Below are 17,862 nucleotides of genomic sequence, written 5' to 3'. Positions count from 1 at the left end.
GGATAATGTCGGGCGGCGTTGCGCCAGCCCGACCTGAACTCAGACGCCATAGCCCATCATTTTCAGCAACCGCTGGGCATGCAGTACGGCATCCTGACGATGCGCAACCCCCAGCTTCTGATACAAATTACGGATATGCGTTTTAATGGTGGTCGCCGCCACGGCGAGCTCACCGGCGATCTGCTCATTGCTGTAGCCTGAGTAGATAAGCCCCAGCACCTGCCACTCTCGCTGGGTTAGCGGACTGGTGCGGATTAGCTCCGGCACTTCCGGATGGTTCAGTAAACGTTCAACGAAGTTCTCGTCAAAATGGGCAAACTTATGCCGGTGATGTTGGTTGATGTCGCGCAGAATGCGCTGTGCGCGGTGCTGGTCCAGCTCCGGCAATGTGTTGAGTTGAATAAGCTGACGCAGTTGCTGCGCCATCGCCTCGCCCTCTATGACAAAGTGGCTGATAAACCCGGTGCGGTTGGCAAGCTGCAGTGCCTCAAGTAGCACGCGCTGTGCGTCGTTTTTGCGCCCGGACTGCCAGTACAGCTGATTAAGCAACAGCAGGTTGCGGTTCAAATCACTCATCAAACGCAGGCTGCGGGCGTTTTCGTTAAGTTCTTCAAGGACCATTTCAGCCGGATCGAAATCACCGAGCAGAATTTGCGCTCTGGCGATATTACGCCACTGTCCTTGCAGGAAATGGTTATTAGCGAACTCCGGTTTAGGCGTCTGGCGAAGCCACTGCGCTGCTGATTTGCGATCCCCTGTCATGTTCCAGTAAATCACCCTGACTTTATCGGCGTTCGAGACCCAGTCGCTGTGATATTGACCGTTACCCAGTAAGTTCTCCAGACGGTGCAAATGTGCGCGAGCGTTATCCAAATCGCCTCTTGCCAGCGAGTTTTGAATCACCAGCGCCAGACACTGTAACTGCTGCTGCGGCTGGAAGGAGGCGAGAACCTCCATCCCCTGACGTGCGGCGGCCTCAGATTCGTCAAGGCGTGCCCAGGCCCAGAGCAATTGTGAACGAATGCGTAGCAGGAACTCGTGCATTGGCAGTTGTTCAAGATGCTGTTCGCGAACAAGCACAAACCCTTTTTCCTGGGTCTCCCAGGCGGCCTGCAGAAAGCCTTGCGCAAACAGAATTTCGCTCTGCTGAATCAGACTCCATAAGGCGTAGTGCCATACGTCATGGCGACGCGCCATCTGTTCGGTTTGCTGCATTAATGCCAGGGAGTTGGTCAGTTGCCCTTTGCAGTGCAGCACTTCACCGTGTACGGATGTGGCGACAATACGGCTGTAGTAATTGGCGAGCGGCAGTTCGTCGAGGGCAACCATAGCCAGACGTTCCGCTTCAACGGCGTCACCATCATTGATCGCGACCTGCGCGCGCAACGCGTTGAAATCACCGTGCAGGGAGGCATCCATTCGGGTGGTCATCTCCTGCTCGGCTCGTGCCAGTAAGGTATTCACTTCACTGTAGCGATGCTGGCTTTGCATCAACCAGGCCTGTAGCAGTACCAGGCGTGGGTTCTCCAGCAGGCTCTCCCACGGCAGTGCTTTCAGCGACGCTTCCAGCAGGCTGAGTTCGCTGTGATTGAACAAACCCCAGGCGTGATGCAGCAGAATGTCCCGTAACATGATACCGTCGCCCGCGGCCAGCGCATGGTGGATGGCTTCGCTGGGGAATCCCTGTGCCATCCAGCTTTCTGCCGCCGCGCGATGAATTTCCGGTAATTCGGTCGCCAGTTCCCACTGGCAGCGCTGGCGCAGGAAATTGCCGAACAGCGGGTGGTAGCTGAACCATTCGCCGGAGTCATCCATGCGCTGCAGGAATAACCCCTGGCGCTCAATTTCTTCCAGCCGCATCTGACCATTTTCTTCGCCGGTGACGCGGACAATCAGCGCATCGTTCATGGAGCGTAATAGCGAGCTTTTCAGTAAGAACAGGCGCGTGCTGGCATCGACATTATCCAGTACTTCATCTACCAGATAATCGGACAAGTGGCTGGCGTTGATCCCCGCCAGACGGCGAGCGGATTGCTGTGCGGCACTGTGATTCTGGCGTACGGAAAGGGCAATGAGTTGTAATGCGGTGGCCCAGCCGGCAACGTCATCACACAGGCGGCTGCTCTCGGCCGCTTCGATGGGCGAAGTCAGGCGGCAATCGAAAAATTGCTTCGCTTCCTGATGATTAAAGGCCAACTGGTGACTGCCGATCTCCAGCAATTGTTCACGTACGCGCAGGTTGGCAATGCCTAACTGCGGTAAATTGCGTGACAGCACAATCAGCGTCAGGTTTTCCGGCTGATGGCGCAAGAAGAAGCGCATGGCTTCATGAATCACCGGGTTGGTGATGAGGTGGTAGTCATCAATGACCAGATAGAGCGCGCGTTGCCACTCTGCCAGCTCAATAAACAACTGGGCAAAGAGGGAGGAGAGACTGGCATACTGGCGTTTTTGCGCCATCACCTCACTGCTGACGCAATGCCCACCGGTGGCCTGCTGAATGGCAGCAATGAAATAGCTGGCAAAACGCTCCTGTTGGTTATCGCCTTCATCCAGCGAAAACCAGCCGACGTCATTTTTACCGGAAGCCCATTGAGAAATGAGCGTTGTTTTTCCGTACCCTGCAGGGCTAGTGATCAGCGCAAGCCGAAAATTGTTCGCGCCGGAAAGTTTAGCCAGCAGACGCTCACGAACGACAGTATGGTCGAGGCGTACCGGGCGACTTAATTTAGACGGGATCAACATAGTTATCACTTCACTGTGAGGACATAGGGGAAAAACGATTTTTTTGCGCTTCGTAATTAATATAAACAAGGTCGGATAAATTCCGAATTATTGCAAGTTATGTCCGGATCTGACGATTGTGAATTTGCACCAGGTCACATTTCCATTTGAGTTGTGAATAAAGAGACAGCACCTGTGGCGAAAGGGCATGCAGCCCGATTTGCAGTAAAACGAGTCAAAAAAAGGCGAAATAGTTTTGCATCTTTCAGGGGCTTTGGTTGAATATTTCCCAAAACGGCGTTGCAATCGCACAAATAGCAAAAGGCGAAATTATCATTTAAGAAAATATTATTTACTCAAATTATGTTGATGCCGGGTGTGATAATTTCCCTGAAACAATATTTCATCTTTTCGGCATTCTCCCTCGTTATCCCCACTGCGCGCGAAAGACGCGCCAGCGTATTTTTCCTTGTCCCGTAAAAAAGCAAACGCTTGAAAAGTGCTTAAAAAAACAGCTAACTTTAGGTGGCAGAGATCACACTTTTCGCTCATCCCTGCTACTCCTCCCTGTTGAATCCCTGGCAGGATGAGGAAGTCATTTCATGAGCCTGGCACACTAGCGCTAACGTTGTTTTTTCAATTACAGGATCCGAATTCTCTATGTCAAAGCCCACGTTTAATAAAGCGCAATTTGAGGCGGCCCTGACGCGTCAGTGGCAACATTTTGGTTTGCACGCTGCCCAGGAGATGACATCTCACCAGTGGTGGCAGGCTGTGAGCGGCGCACTGGCGGAATTACTGGTAGCACAACCGCTGGCTAAGCCAGTGAAAAACCAGCGCCACGTAAACTACATTTCAATGGAATTTTTGATTGGTCGCCTGACAGGTAACAACTTGCTTAACCTTGGCTGGTATCAGGAGGTAAGCGACGTTTTGCAGGAAAGCGGTATTAATCTGAGCGATCTGCTGGAAGAAGAGACTGACCCGGCGCTGGGTAACGGTGGCTTAGGTCGCCTGGCGGCTTGCTTCCTGGACTCCATGGCAACGGTAGGCCAGTCTGCTACCGGGTATGGTCTGAACTATCAGTACGGCTTGTTCCGTCAGTCTTTTGACGATGGCCAGCAGAAAGAGGCGCCAGATGACTGGAACCGTCGCAGCTATCCATGGTTCAGCCATAATACGCAGTTGAATGTGCAGGTGGGAATTGGCGGCAAAGTGAGCAAAGACGGGCACTGGACGCCGGACTTTACGATTGTTGGCGAAGCCTGGGATTTACCGGTACTGGGTTACCGTAACGGCGTGGCACAGCCGCTGCGATTGTGGCAAGCGACCCATGCGCACCCGTTCGATCTGACCAAATTCAACGACGGTGATTTCCTGCGTGCCGAGCAGCAGGGCATCGATGCCGAAAAACTGACCAAAGTACTCTACCCGAATGACAACCACCAGGCGGGCAAGAAGCTGCGTCTGATGCAGCAATATTTCCAGTGTGCCTGTTCCGTAGCGGATATTCTGCGTCGTCACCATCTGGCCGGACGTAAAATCGCCCAGTTACCGGATTTTGAAGTTATTCAGCTTAACGATACGCATCCGACCATTGCGATCCCGGAAATGCTGCGCGTGCTGATTGATGAGCATCAACTGAGCTGGGACGACGCCTGGGCTATTACCAGTAAAACCTTCGCCTACACCAACCATACGCTGATGCCGGAAGCGCTGGAGTGCTGGGATGAAAAACTGGTAAAAGCGTTACTGCCGCGTCACATGCAAATCATCAAACAGATTAACGATCGCTTTAAGGTGCTGGTTGAGCAAACCTGGCCTGGCGATGAGGACGTGTGGGCGAAACTGGCGGTGGTGCATAACAAGCAGGTTCGTATGGCCAATATGTGCGTTGTCGGCGGCTTCGCAGTGAATGGCGTTGCTGCACTGCACTCCGATTTGGTCGTCAAAGATCTCTTCCCGGAATATCACCAACTATGGCCGACGAAATTCCACAATGTTACTAACGGTATTACACCGCGTCGCTGGATTAAACAGTGCAACCCGGCGCTGGCGGCATTACTGGATAAGTCGTTAAAAAATGAATGGGCAAATGATCTCGACCAACTGATTAATCTGGAGAAATTTGCCGACGACGCGAAATTCCGCGCGCAATATCGCGCTATCAAGCAGGAAAATAAGGTGCAGCTTGCGGCCTTTGTTAAAGCGCGTACGGGCATTGAGATCAATCCGCATGCGCTGTTTGATATCCAAATCAAACGTCTGCATGAATACAAACGCCAGCATCTGAATCTGCTGCATATTGTGGCGCTCTATAAAGAGATTCGTGAGAATCCGCAGGCAGACCGCGTACCACGCGTATTCCTCTTCGGTGCGAAAGCCGCGCCGGGCTATTACCTGGCGAAAAATATCATTTACGCCATCAATAAAGTGGCCGCAGTAATCAATAACGATAAAACGGTGGGCGATAAGCTGAAAGTGGTTTTCCTGCCGGATTATTGCGTCTCGGCGGCGGAACGTCTTATCCCGGCGGCAGATGTATCTGAACAGATTTCTACCGCGGGCAAAGAAGCCTCTGGTACCGGCAACATGAAGCTGGCGCTGAATGGTGCGCTTACCGTCGGTACCCTTGACGGGGCCAATGTGGAAATTGCTGAACAGGTTGGCGATGAAAACATCTTCATCTTCGGTCATACCGTTGAAGAGGTGAAAGCATTGAAAGCCAAAGGCTATGATCCGGTGAAATGGCGTAAGAAAGATAAACTGTTGGATGCGGTGCTCAAAGAACTGGAGAGCGGCAAATACAGTGAGGGCGACAAGCATGCGTTCGACCAGATGCTGCACAGCATTGGTAAGCAGGGTGGCGATCCCTACCTGGTTCTGGCGGATTTCGCTGCCTACGTTGAAGCGCAAAAACGCGTAGACGCGCTCTATCGTGATGAAGAAGCCTGGACCAGGGCTACAATATTGAATACCGCGCGTTGCGGTATGTTCAGTTCGGATCGTTCGATTCGTGATTACCAAACCCGTATCTGGCAGGCAAAACGCTAAGGAAACGCCATAGTGAGCAAACGTCTTGATAATGCCGCGCTGGCGGCGGGAATTAGCCCGGATTACATCAATGCGCATGGCAAACCACAGTCTATTGGTGCGGAAACCAAACGACGTTTGCTTGACGCCATGCACGCTGTTACCGCGACACCCGTCGCGGTAACCCCGGTCCCGAATGTGCTGGTTCATACCCAGGGAAAGAAGAAGTCATTACCGATTGAGGGAAACGGAACTTTCAACTGGATAATCACCACCGAAGATGGGCAGCAGCATAAGGGCCAGATCGACGCGGGGAAAAATCTCACCCTGCCGACGAAATTGCCACAGGGATATCACACGCTGACGCTGCGTCAGAATGAGCAGAGCTGGCATTGTCGCTTAATTGTCGCCCCAAAGCGTTGTTATGAGCCGCAGCCCCTGCTGGAAGGGAAAAAACTCTGGGGGGCTTGCGTACAGCTTTATACCTTGCGATCTGAACGTAACTGGGGGATCGGCGATTTTGGCGATCTGAAAGTTATGCTGGGCGAGGTGGGGCAGCGCGGTGGCGCGTTTATCGGCCTGAACCCCATTCACGCGCTCTATCCGGCCAACCCGGAAAGCGCCAGTCCATACAGTCCCTCCTCTCGCCGCTGGCTGAATATCATTTATATCGATGTTAACGCGGTAGAAGATTTTCAGTTGAGCAAAGAGGCGCAGGCGTGGTGGAAACTCCCTACGACGCGCAAGGCACTGGATGCCGCCCGCGACGCGGAGTTTGTCGACTACGCTGGCGTGACTGCCCTCAAGCTGGCGGCGTTACGCCTGGCCTGGCAGCAGTTTTCACAGCGTAAAGACGATGACGATTTACGTGCTGCGTTTCATGCCTTCGTGAAGGAAGAGGGGGATAGCCTGTACTGGCAGGCGGCGTTTGATGCGCTACATGCCAACCAGGTGAAAGAGGATCCGCTACGCTGGGGCTGGCCTGCCTGGCCGGAAGGTTTTCAGTCAACCGATAGCCCGGAAGTCAAAGCTTTTTGCGATAGCCATGCCGATGAAGTGAATTTCTACCTGTGGTTACAGTGGCTGGCATATACGCAATTTGCCGAATGCTGGCAGGAAAGCCAGGGTCATAATATGCCAATTGGGCTGTACCGGGATCTCGCCGTGGGCGTTGCCGAAGGTGGTTCGGAAACCTGGTGCGATCGTGAGCTGTACTGCCTGAAAGCGTCTGTGGGGGCACCGCCGGATATTCTCGGTCCGCTGGGGCAAAACTGGGGATTGCCGCCAATGGACCCGCATATTATCGCCGCACGGGCATACGAACCGTTTATCGAATTGCTGCGCGCCAATATGAAAAGCTGTGGCGCACTGCGTATCGATCATGTGATGTCCATGCTGCGCCTGTGGTGGATTCCGTATGGTGAAACGGCGGATCATGGGGCGTATGTGCAGTACCCGGTGGACGATCTGTTGTCGATCCTCGCGCTGGAAAGTCAACGTCATCAGTGTATGGTCATTGGCGAAGATTTGGGGACCGTTCCGGTGGAGATCGTCAGTAAGCTGCGCGACAGCGGCGTTTACTCCTACAAAGTCCTCTATTTTGAAAATGACCACGAGAAGCGCTACCGTGCCCCCAAAGCCTATCCGGCCCAGTCAATGGCGGTGGCGACCACTCATGATTTGCCAACGTTGCGGGGATACTGGGAAAGTGGCGACCTGACGCTGGGTAAGACCCTGGGACTTTACCCGGATGAAGTGGTGTTGCGTGGGCTATATCTTGATCGCGAACTGGCAAAACAGGGGCTGCTGGATGCGCTTCACGCTCATGGCTGTTTGCCAAAGCGGGTGGGGCATAAAGCTTCTCGTATGCCGATGAGTGCGGTGCTTAATCGTGGGATGCAGCGTTATATTGCTGACAGTAATAGTGCGTTGCTTGGGCTACAGCCGGAAGACTGGCTGGATATGGCCGGGCCGGTGAACATTCCGGGTACCAGCTACCAGTACAAAAACTGGCGGCGTAAGCTCGCTGTGTCGCTGGAAAAAATGTTTGCCGATGAGAACGTCAACAAGTTAATTAAAGACCTGGATAAACGCCGGAAAGCGGCTGGGAAGAAGTAAATACAAAGAACCCGCCATTCGGCGGGTTCTCTTTTTAACAGCTACTTAAACGGTCAAACTTAGACCACCGTTCCCAGCAGCAGACAGCCGACCAGACCGCAGACGGAGATAATGGTCTCCAGTGCGGACCATGATTTCATGGTTTCACCGATGGTCAGGTTGAAGTACTCCTTGAACAGCCAGAAACCAGGATCGTTCACGTGAGAGAAAATCACGCTGCCAGAACCGACAGCAATAACCATCAGTTCAGGGCTTACGCCGGTAGTGGCAATCAGCGGTGCGACTATCCCGCCTGCAGTGATGGCTGCAACGGTTGCAGAACCCAGCGCGATACGCAGAACGGCGGCAATTGACCACGCCATAAAGATTGGCGAGATATTGGTTTCATGCATCAGCGAAGCGATATATTTATCCACGCCGCTATCTACCAGAACCTGTTTGAATGCACCGCCGCCACCGATGATCAGCAACATCATGGCAATGATTTTGATTGAGCTGGTCAGGGTCTCGTTGATGTCGTCCATAGAACGACCACGGTTCAGGCCGAAGGTGAATACGGCAATCAGCACCGCAATGAGGGTCGCCATCACCGGATCGCCGAAGAATTCAGCGTAAGGCAGAATCGCATGGCCCTTCGGTAACAACATCTCTGCAACTGCACGCAGGGCCATCAGCACTACTGGCACCAGAGAGGTCCAGACGCTGACGCCAAAGCCCGGCATTTCTTCTTCGCTAAACGTTTTCTTATTGTACAGGCCTTCCGGAATCGGCTTATCGATGCCTTTCAGAAAACGGGCATAGACCGGGCCTGCCAGAATAACTGTCGGGATACCGAGCAGCGTACCGTAAAGCAGGGTTTTGCCCATATCCGCATGGAAAATGGTGGCGATAGCGGTCGGGCCAGGATGTGGAGGCAGGAAACCGTGGGTTACGGAAAGCGCGGCCGCCATCGGGACACCAACATACAGCAGCGGGATACGGGCTGCTGCTGCGATAGTGAAAACCAGCGGCAGTAACAGTACAAAGCCCACTTCGTAGAACAGCGCAAACCCCACGGTGAAGCCGGTCAGTACAACGGCCCACTGAATGTGTTTTTCGCCAAATTTCGCAATCAGCGTTGTGGCGATGCGTTGCGCACCACCGCAGTCTGCCAGCAGTTTACCCAGCATGGCACCGAAGCCCATGATCAGCGCCAGGCTGCCCAGCGTTCCGCCCACACCGGCTTTGATGGATTTGATAACTGCATCCAGAGGCATGCCCTGCATCATACCGACGGCGAGTGCCACCAGGATCAGGGCGATAAATCCGTTCAATTTGAAACGGATCATTAATAACAACAACAAGACTACACCGATAGCAACGATGACTAATGGCATGATTTACCTGGCCTTAATTTGTTATGGGTAACGTCAGTTTTTCAGCGGTAATTGCAGGTTTTAGCCCTGTAAATACGAAGCGCTGGAGTACCGATATGCCTTACATCCCCTTTTTAAAAGGATAGCCGGATGTTTTTATATTTTGGGTACTGACACAGATGATACGGGTAACATTCATCAAAAGAGAATCACCCGGCGGGTCAAAATTTGCGAAGTGAGACGCCGGTCATACTCCAGGCAGGAAATGAATGCAAAAAAGAGAGGCGTTTGTGCGTGGAAAGATACAGGTAACATGCTCTCCCTTGTCGGGAGAGCATAAGGTAAGAAGGTGGCTTAGTAGTAGGAGTGCTCGCCGCGCTGGTGCTCGGTGAGATCGCGTACGCCTTTCAGCTCCGGGAATTCGTTAAGCAGCTGCTTCTCGATCCCTTCTTTCAGCGTCACATCCACCATTGAACAGCCGTTACAACCACCGCCAAACTGGAGGATGGCGTAACCTTCCTCAGTAATTTCCATCAGCGTGACACGGCCACCGTGACCTGCCAGCTGCGGGTTGATCTGCGATTGCAGCAGATATTCAACACGTTCCATCAGCGGCGCGTCTTCGGACACTTTACGCATCTTCGCGTTTGGTGCTTTCAGGGTAAGCTGGGAGCCCAACTGGTCAGTGACAAAATCAATTTCCGCATCTTCCAGGTACGGTGCACTTAACTCATCGACATAGGCGGTGAGTTGTTCAAATTTCAGGGCGGTGTCAGTTGCTTCCACTGCATCTGGCGGGCAATAAGAGACGCCGCATTCAGCATTTGGCGTGCCTGGGTTAATCACAAATACGCGGATTTGCGTCCCTTCTTCCTGATTTGCCAGCAGTTTAGCAAAATGCGCTTGCGCAGCATCAGAGATACGGATCATAGCAATGGCCTAATAGTTGACTATTTTAGTTGGTTATAATACGCCCATCATCGAGGGTCTACAAGGTTCGACAAAGGCACCATACCTGAACAGACGCCGCGCCGTTGCGCAGAAGCAACCGGCTTATTTCCGCGACGGTGCTGCCGGTCGTGACGACATCATCCACGATAACCATATGGAGTCCCTGTACGGGCAATTCAAGGCGAAAAGCATTTTTCAGGTTACGCTTACGTAGCCGTGCGCTGAGGTGATGTTGTATGGACGTTGCACGAATGCGGACAATGGCGCTCTGTTCATAACGACAACCGAGCCAGTGGTTAAGGGCACGACAGAGCAGATCGCTTTGGTTATATCCTCTGCGCCACTGGCGATGCCGGGAGATCGGTACGCTAATAATCATGTCGGGCTTCTGCCACATTGTGGCTCTGCGCGCGTTGATGACCGCCAGTACAAGCAGCCGGGCCAGGGCATTTGCCATTTCGGGACGCCGCACGAATTTGAACTGATGCACCAGCATACTCAACGGCAGTGCGTAATCGCTGACCGCCACCAGACGCTGCCACGGTGGCGGTTTTTGCAGGCATCTGCCGCAAGGCAGCGTCTGGCTCGCCGCAGGCAAACCGCAGCACGGGCAAACGGAGAGGGGAGCAACCACCGCCCGGGTGCAGCAGGAGCACAATCCCCAGTGCGTTAACGCCAGCGGCATTCGACATAGCCAGCACAAGCCCGGCACTGTTAGCATGTTCACCCTCCCTGTCTTAAGCAAGAGAACGATAACTGATGAACAACATCTGGTGGGAAACTAAAGGCGAAGGAAATTGTCATCTTGTGCTGCTGCACGGATGGGGGCTGAACGCGCAGGTTTGGGATTGCATTGTGCCGCAGCTAAGCTCGCAATTTACATTGCATCTGGTGGACCTGCCGGGCTACGGGCGCAGTAGCGGATTTTCGGCAATGACATTACAGGAGATGGCCGAGCGCGTGTTGGCACAGGCGCCGCAGCGTGCAGTCTGGGTGGGCTGGAGTCTCGGCGGGCTTGTCGCCAGCAAGATTGCGCTTCTTGCCCCTGAGCGCGTCAGCAGTCTGGTGACGGTCGCATCATCCCCTTGTTTTAGTGCACAGGATGAATGGCCAGGCATCAAACCGGATGTGCTGGCCGGTTTCCAGCGACAGCTCAGCGAGGATTTTCAACGTACAGTCGAGCGCTTTTTGGCCCTGCAAACGATGGGTACGGAGACGGCCCGTCAGGATGCGCGTCAGCTTAAGCAGGCGGTATTGTCGTTACCAATGCCCTCAGCAGAGGTGCTCAACGGTGGGCTGGAGATCCTGAAAACAGAAGATCTGCGCGAAGCGCTGACCGGGCTGGCGACACCTTTCTTGCGGCTTTATGGACGGTTAGATGGGCTGGTTCCGCGCAAAATTGTTGCCACGCTGGATGCGTGCTGGCCACAAAGTCAGTCGCTGATATTTCCAAAAGCCGCCCATGCGCCTTTTATTTCTCACCCGGACGATTTCTGCATTGCTCTGAAGGAGTTTAATAATTTCAGAATGTAATTATGGAAAAAATGCCGTTTCACAACAATACTCAGAGCGTTGTTGCGGTTGGCTTATCTTTTTTTTACCGCAGCATCAAAATCTAAAAACCCGAGGAGAATCAAGTATATGAAACTTGTTACAGGTATTGTTGCATCTCTGGTGATTGGCTCCCTGTCGTTTGGTGTGATGGCGGCAGAGGAACTCGAAAAAGATAAAGTTGCGGGTATGAATCTGACCGAAGTGGGTACGATTACCACGTCAGATACCTCGGCACCAATGGACGCGAAAAAAGAGCTGTCGAAAAAAGCGGATGAGTTGGGCGGCAAATATTTCGTTGTGACCAGTGGCGAGAAGAATGAAAAAGACATCCATGCCACGGCGGATGTCTATAAGTAAGATTATGAGCGGGTCGCCTGACCCGCTATCAGCATCCTGTCAGTGACCACCATTCACGCTGACAGGCCGATTTTCCTTCCGGGCATTGTTTACACTCGCCGCTAAGACAGCCATCCGCCTCTTCCTGAAAACGTACCGCTTTGCCCATGGCTTCCATGCGCGTCAGCATGGCATCGGCCATTGGTCGGGAGAGACGCAGCGCGTTACAGAGCTGGCTGATTTCCATCCGGCCCTGCAAAGCAAGCATATCGCGAACCTCAATTAACGATGCCATGTTTTCTATCCTCAGTGGCAGTCGCCCGCCGGGCTTTCGCAGCAACTGGCCACGGTTTTACGGCTGGCCAGTAGATTGACATCCACACGACTTCTGGCGCGGCGAAGACCGCCAGTCACCACGACATTGAACAATATTACCGCGAGAATACAGGTGAGGCTGTAAACCGGATGTTCATTAAAGCTCACGACCTGATAGAACAGCGTGGCCAGTGAATATGCGATATTCAGTCCCCACAACACGGAGAAACCCATCCAGCCACGGCTCGATTCACGGGCGATGGCACCCATGACGGAAATACATGGGGTGTAGAGCAGAACGAAAATCAGGTAGCTGTAGGCCGCAGCGGCGCTGCCGAATTTCTCACTCATGACACCCATGGTACCTTCTGCCATCTCACCGTCGCCTTTGCTGGCTTCGATGGGGTTTGCCAGCACGCTCAGGCTGAAGGTGTTTTTCAGACTGCTCCAGGTCTCGTTGAGCGCGGCGACCAGTTCATCGCTGAGACTGTATTCTGCTGGATTGAAATCCGCTTTCTGAATATGTTCGGCGGTATAGAGTGAGTTAAGTGTCCCGACCACCACTTCTTTCGCCATGGCCCCCGTTACCAGACCAACGGTCGCCTGCCAGTGATCGCCATGCACGCCAATCGGTTCCAGCATGGGGGTAAAGACGCGGCTGATTGATGCCAGCGCGGAATCGTTAATGTTATCGACCGTTTTACCGCTCAAAGAGAAGCTATTGAGAGCGCTGAGGAAAATGCTCACGACCACAATAACTTTACCGGCACGGAGCACAAATCCTTTCAGACGCTGCCACGTCTGCAACACCAGACTTTTCAGGTGCGGCACGTGGTAGACCGGCAGTTCCATAATGAACGGTGATGCTTCGCCGCGCATGATGGTGTGCTTAAGCATCAGCCCGGTGAGGATCGCCATCACTATACCCAGCACATACAGAGAAAAGACCAGTAACGCCCCCTGCTGACCGAAGAAGGCTGCCGCGAAGACAGCGAAGATGGCCAGACGCGCACCGCAGGACATAAACGGAGCCATCATCATAGTCATCAGGCGTTCGCGTGGCGCATCCAGGGTTCTGGCCCCCATCACCGAGGGAACATTGCAGCCAAAACCGACAATCAGCGGCACGAAGGATTTACCCGGCAGCCCTAACGCCTGCATCAGACGATCCATCACGAAGGCCGCACGTGCCATATAACCGGAATCCTCAAGGAACGAGAGAAACAGGTACATCATGCCGATTTGCGGTACCAGCGGCAGCACCGTGTTGATACCACCGCCCAGCCCCTGGGCGAGGAAAACGGTCAGCCATTCCGGAAAATGCAACGTATAACCCAGCCACTGGATACCGTGGACGAAAATCGCTACTGAACCTGCATCAAAAATCGGCTGTAACGCACCGCCAATGTTAATCGCGAGCAGGAACATCAGGTACATCACAAACAGGAAAATCGGTAAACCGAGGAAGCGGTTCAGAATGATGCGGTCAACGGCGGCCGTAAACTGGCTGGATTCCGCCGTCAGGGTGTTACTGACCGCCTCGCAAATCGCGGCAATGGTTTGATAACGGGCATCGGCGATATGCAACGCGGGATCGTCGATTTCATCCTGCAGGCGTGCCAGTGAAATATCCAGCTTAAGGGCGGCGTCACCGGCGTAAGCGCGGCTGTAGATATCGCCTTCCAGCATTTGCAGACCAAGCCAGCGGCGTTGTTGCACGGGCATATCCGCAGCCATGCTTTGTGCCAGCTCATCCGCTTCACGCGATAGCGGACGGGCATAGTGCACCAGCTCGATTTGTCTGTTTTTCTGATGACGATCCAGCGCGATTTTTAACGCGTCAATGCCGCGACCACGCGTCGATACCAGCGGAATGACCGGGCAGCCAAGTCGAGCGGAGAGGGCGTCGATATCAATGCGGACTTTTTGCTTCTCGGCAATATCCAGCATATTCAGCGCTACTACACAGGGAATGCCCAGTTCCAGCAACTGCAACGTGAGATAGAGGTTACGCTCAAGGTTAGAGGCATCCACGACATTAATCAGAATGTCCGCATCGCCACTCAGAATGTAGTGACAGGCAATTTGCTCATCCAGTGAGGTCTGTGACGAGATAGTGGTCAGCGAGTATGTACCGGGCAAATCGACCAGCGTAACCTGATGGTCGGTGGTAGAGAATTGCCCCTCTTTGCGCTCTACCGTTACCCCCGCCCAGTTCCCCACGCGCTGGCGTGCGCCAGTTAACTGATTGAATAACGTGGTCTTGCCTGAATTAGGATTACCAATTAATCCCACGGTCAACTTTTTCATTGTGCTTTTCTCTCTTTCATGGCCGGGCCATTAGCGGGAAACGGCTTCCAGTTCCAGAAACGCGAGATCTTTCTTACGCAAGACCAGATTAACGCGCCGGGTTTCAATGTGAATAGGATCACCAAGGGGAGCTACGCGCACGACATTAAATGATGAGCCGGGCAGCATGCCTAATGAGAGGAGTTTCTGGCGCCACGCCGGGCTGATTTCGCGAGAGAACCCCGTTATTTTCCACGCACTGTCAGGAGAGAATTGCATAGAACCTACTTATATATATCGCAAACAAAATTCCCACCATGCGCCAGGAAAGCGCATGAAACCAGTTAGTTAGCCAGCACAGCAATGAGTGTTACTCCACTCATACAATGATAATGAGAATAGTTTTTATCATCACTATTAAACCGCGTTATTACACAAAGCGGAATCATAATCCGAGCCATTGTTGATGTGGCTCAATATTTATGTTGTTTTGCATTTCTCGTTTGCAATAAGAAATAAGAAACAGTGAAAGGTTATTTAATTTATTCCACCTGCTTAAGGTTAAATTAATAATAAATTAATTATTGATCATCCTGTTAACTAAAATATAACCAAAGAAAAATTTGTTAATAATTTTGAAAATTAATATTGCGATTATTCAAAGAGATACTATTGGCAAAGAAATAATGCAATGCATCTGTTTGTTCGGATTTGAACATCAGGAAAGGAGTGCGCCCTCTCCCGGGGGAGAGGGCGAAGGGGTTAACGTTTTTTCCCCATGGCGGCAGCCAGTGCATCCATCATCGCACTGTTCCCAGCAGGTTGCGCATCGCGTCCACGAGGCTTAGCCGGACGGGCAGCAGGACGGTTGCCTGCCTCGCGAGCGCTACCGCTACCACGCCGTGAATTGCTCTCTCCCGGCTGCTCATCAAGGCGCATGGTCAGTGCAATACGTTTACGCTGCAGGTCCACTTCCAGCACTTTAACTTTGACGATATCCCCCGCTTTCACCACAGTATGCGGATCTTCAACAAATTTATCGGCAAGCGAAGAGATGTGTACCAGACCATCCTGATGCACACCGATATCAACAAACGCACCGAAGTTGGTGACGTTGGTCACCGCACCCTCGAGTACCATACCTGGAAGCAGATCATTCATCGTTTCAACACCGTCAGCAAACTGCGCGGTTTTGAACTCCGGACGCGGGTCACGGCCCGGTTTTTCCAGCTCTTTGATGATGTCAGTGACGGTTGGTACCCCGAAACGTTCGTCGGTAAAGTCTGACGCTTTCAGTGATTTAAGCCCGCTACTGTTGCCCATCAGATCGCGCAGGGACTGCTCCGTTGCCGCCAGAATACGTTCGACAACCGGGTAGGCTTCCGGGTGAACGGTAGAGGCATCCAGCGGATTATCACCATGATTGATACGCAGGAAGCCCGCGCACTGCTCAAAGGCTTTTGGTCCCAGTCGGCTGACTTTTAACAGCTGCTGACGATTCTGGAACTGCCCGTTTTCATCGCGCCAGGCGACGATATTTTGCGCCATCATACGGGTTAAACCAGCAACGCGAGTCAGCAGGGGAACAGAAGCGGTGTTCAGGTCCACGCCAACGGCGTTCACACAGTCTTCCACTACCGCGTCCAGCTTACGCGCCAGTTGAGTCTGGCTGACATCATGCTGATACTGGCCCACGCCAATGGATTTCGGATCGATTTTAACCAGCTCTGCCAGCGGATCCTGTAAACGACGGGCGATAGAGACCGCGCCGCGCAGGGAAACATCGAGGTCCGGAAACTCCTGCGCCGCCAGTTCGGAGGCAGAATAGACCGATGCCCCTGCTTCGCTGACGATCACTTTCTGGGCGGTGACTTTCGGGAACTGCTTCTGTACGTCAAGGAAGAAACGTTCGGTTTCACGCGATGCCGTTCCGTTACCAATGGCGACCAGCTCAACGTTGTGTTTTTCACACAGCGCGGCGACCACCACAGCGGCTTTCGCTGCCTGACCGGTATGCGGATAGATGGTGTCAGTGGCGACCAGCTTGCCAGTACCATCGACAACGGCGACCTTCACGCCAGTACGCAGACCCGGATCGAGACCCATGGTGGCGCGCAGACCTGCCGGGGCAGCCATCAGCAGGTCATGGAGATTGCGGGCGAAGACGTTGATCGCTTCGTCTTCCGCACGTTCACGCACGGTGCCCATCAGTTCGGTTTCCAGGTGCATCAGCACTTTAATACGCCAGGTCCAGCTGACAACACCTTTGCGCCAGCTGTCTGCCGGGGCGTTGTTCAGGCGCAGGCCGAGGTGATCCTGAATAATTTGTTCGCAATGGCTCTCTTTTGGCGGCTCATCGAACTGCGGATCGGCATTCAGAGAGAGTTGCAGTACCCCTTCGTTGCGGCCACGGAACATGGCCAGCGCGCGGTGCGACGGTACGGTGGAGATGGGTTCATGGTGATCGAAATAGTCGCGGAACTTCGCGCCTTCCTCTTCCTTACCACTGACTACCGTGGCGACCAGATGGGCATTTTTCCACAAATAATCACGTACCTTTGCCAGCAACTGCGCATCTTCGGCAAAGCGCTCCATGAGGATATAGCGTGCGCCATCAAGTGCTGCTTTGGCATCGGCAACGCCTTTGTCGGCATCGATGTATTTTACGGCTTCGCTTTCCGGGTCGTGTGAAGGATCGTTCCACAACAAATCTGCCAGTGGCTCCAGGCCTGCTTCAATGGCGATTTGTCCACGGGTGCGGCGCTTAGGTTTGTACGGTAAATATAAATCTTCGAGTTCGGTTTTACTGAGCGTACCGTTGATGGCTTTACTCAGTTCATCGGTGAGCTTACCCTGCTCGCCAATCGACTTCAGGATGGCCTGGCGGCGTTCTTCCAGCTCACGCAAATAACCCAGGCGGGTTTCCAGATTACGCAGCTGCGTGTCATCCAGACCGCCGGTGACTTCTTTGCGATAACGCGCGATAAACGGCACGGTGTTCCCTTCATCAAGCAAGCGAACGGCAGCTTCTACCTGTTCGGCTCTGGCCTGAAGTTCACCCGCAATAATGCGGCAGAGCGAATCATTCATCATTTCAATATCATCTTCTGAACAAAATCAGGGGATAGTTATACGGATTGAGACAGAAAAATGCCAGTCGCGCCGGGGGCTACCGGATAGTTCCTGG

12 protein-coding genes are annotated in these 17,862 nt (G+C 53.2%); 4 read left to right on the top strand and 8 right to left on the bottom strand.

The features are described from left to right. Positions 1-39 precede the first annotated feature (39 nt). Complete coding sequence (gene malT, locus AAIG39_RS03090) at positions 40-2,745, bottom strand: HTH-type transcriptional regulator MalT (protein WP_047372812.1); 2,706 nt, start codon at positions 2,743-2,745, stop codon at positions 40-42. Between the two features lie 639 nt (positions 2,746-3,384). On the opposite strand from malT, the gene malP reads away from it, so the two are divergent. After that, on the top strand, positions 3,385-5,778 hold the full coding sequence (gene malP, locus AAIG39_RS03085; protein ID WP_343193170.1) for a maltodextrin phosphorylase: 2,394 nt from the start codon (positions 3,385-3,387) through the stop codon (positions 5,776-5,778). Between the two features lie 9 nt (positions 5,779-5,787). Beyond that, positions 5,788-7,875 carry a 4-alpha-glucanotransferase gene (gene malQ, locus AAIG39_RS03080; protein ID WP_090083967.1) on the top strand — a complete coding sequence of 696 codons (2,088 nt, stop codon included), beginning with the start codon at positions 5,788-5,790 and terminating at the stop codon, positions 7,873-7,875. 59 nt (positions 7,876-7,934) lie between these two features. Here malQ and gntT read toward each other — a convergent pair whose 3' ends face one another. From gntT to gntX, 3 genes are all read right to left on the bottom strand, one after another. Beyond that, positions 7,935-9,251, bottom strand: coding sequence for a gluconate transporter (gntT, locus tag AAIG39_RS03075; protein ID WP_090083969.1), 1,317 nt, complete (start codon positions 9,249-9,251; stop codon positions 7,935-7,937). A gap of 333 nt (positions 9,252-9,584) precedes the next feature. Next, positions 9,585-10,160, bottom strand: coding sequence for a Fe-S biogenesis protein NfuA (gene nfuA, locus AAIG39_RS03070; protein ID WP_090083970.1), 576 nt, complete (start codon positions 10,158-10,160; stop codon positions 9,585-9,587). Between the two features lie 58 nt (positions 10,161-10,218). After that, the gene (gene gntX, locus AAIG39_RS03065) at positions 10,219-10,902 is read right to left on the bottom strand and encodes a DNA utilization protein GntX (RefSeq protein ID WP_343193169.1); all 684 of its coding nucleotides are present in this window, start codon (positions 10,900-10,902) and stop codon (positions 10,219-10,221) included. 38 nt (positions 10,903-10,940) lie between these two features. On the opposite strand from gntX, the gene bioH reads away from it, so the two are divergent. Together bioH and AAIG39_RS03055 are read left to right on the top strand one after the other, a co-directional pair. Continuing rightward, the gene (bioH, locus tag AAIG39_RS03060; protein ID WP_090083973.1) at positions 10,941-11,714 is read left to right on the top strand and encodes a pimeloyl-ACP methyl ester esterase BioH; all 774 of its coding nucleotides are present in this window, start codon (positions 10,941-10,943) and stop codon (positions 11,712-11,714) included. 108 nt (positions 11,715-11,822) lie between these two features. Then, the gene (locus AAIG39_RS03055) at positions 11,823-12,092 is read left to right on the top strand and encodes a YdgH/BhsA/McbA-like domain containing protein (RefSeq protein WP_343193168.1); all 270 of its coding nucleotides are present in this window, start codon (positions 11,823-11,825) and stop codon (positions 12,090-12,092) included. Positions 12,093-12,120: 28 nt separating this feature from the next. Here AAIG39_RS03055 and feoC read toward each other — a convergent pair whose 3' ends face one another. From feoC to AAIG39_RS03035, 4 genes are all read right to left on the bottom strand, one after another. After that, positions 12,121-12,366 carry a [Fe-S]-dependent transcriptional repressor FeoC gene (feoC, locus tag AAIG39_RS03050; RefSeq protein WP_090083976.1) on the bottom strand — a complete coding sequence of 82 codons (246 nt, stop codon included), beginning with the start codon at positions 12,364-12,366 and terminating at the stop codon, positions 12,121-12,123. Between the two features lie 11 nt (positions 12,367-12,377). Further along, on the bottom strand, positions 12,378-14,696 hold the full coding sequence (gene feoB, locus AAIG39_RS03045) for a Fe(2+) transporter permease subunit FeoB (protein WP_249572565.1): 2,319 nt from the start codon (positions 14,694-14,696) through the stop codon (positions 12,378-12,380). 30 nt (positions 14,697-14,726) lie between these two features. Beyond that, the gene (feoA, locus tag AAIG39_RS03040; protein WP_041851377.1) at positions 14,727-14,954 is read right to left on the bottom strand and encodes a ferrous iron transporter A; all 228 of its coding nucleotides are present in this window, start codon (positions 14,952-14,954) and stop codon (positions 14,727-14,729) included. A gap of 483 nt (positions 14,955-15,437) precedes the next feature. Next, positions 15,438-17,768, bottom strand: coding sequence for a Tex family protein (locus AAIG39_RS03035; protein WP_090083979.1), 2,331 nt, complete (start codon positions 17,766-17,768; stop codon positions 15,438-15,440). Between the last annotated feature and the right edge of the window lie 94 nt (positions 17,769-17,862).

This window comes from Phytobacter palmae (genome assembly GCF_039409775.1).
Classification (GTDB): domain Bacteria; phylum Pseudomonadota; class Gammaproteobacteria; order Enterobacterales; family Enterobacteriaceae; genus Phytobacter; species Phytobacter palmae.
This window is presented reverse-complemented; position numbering and strand designations above follow the sequence as displayed.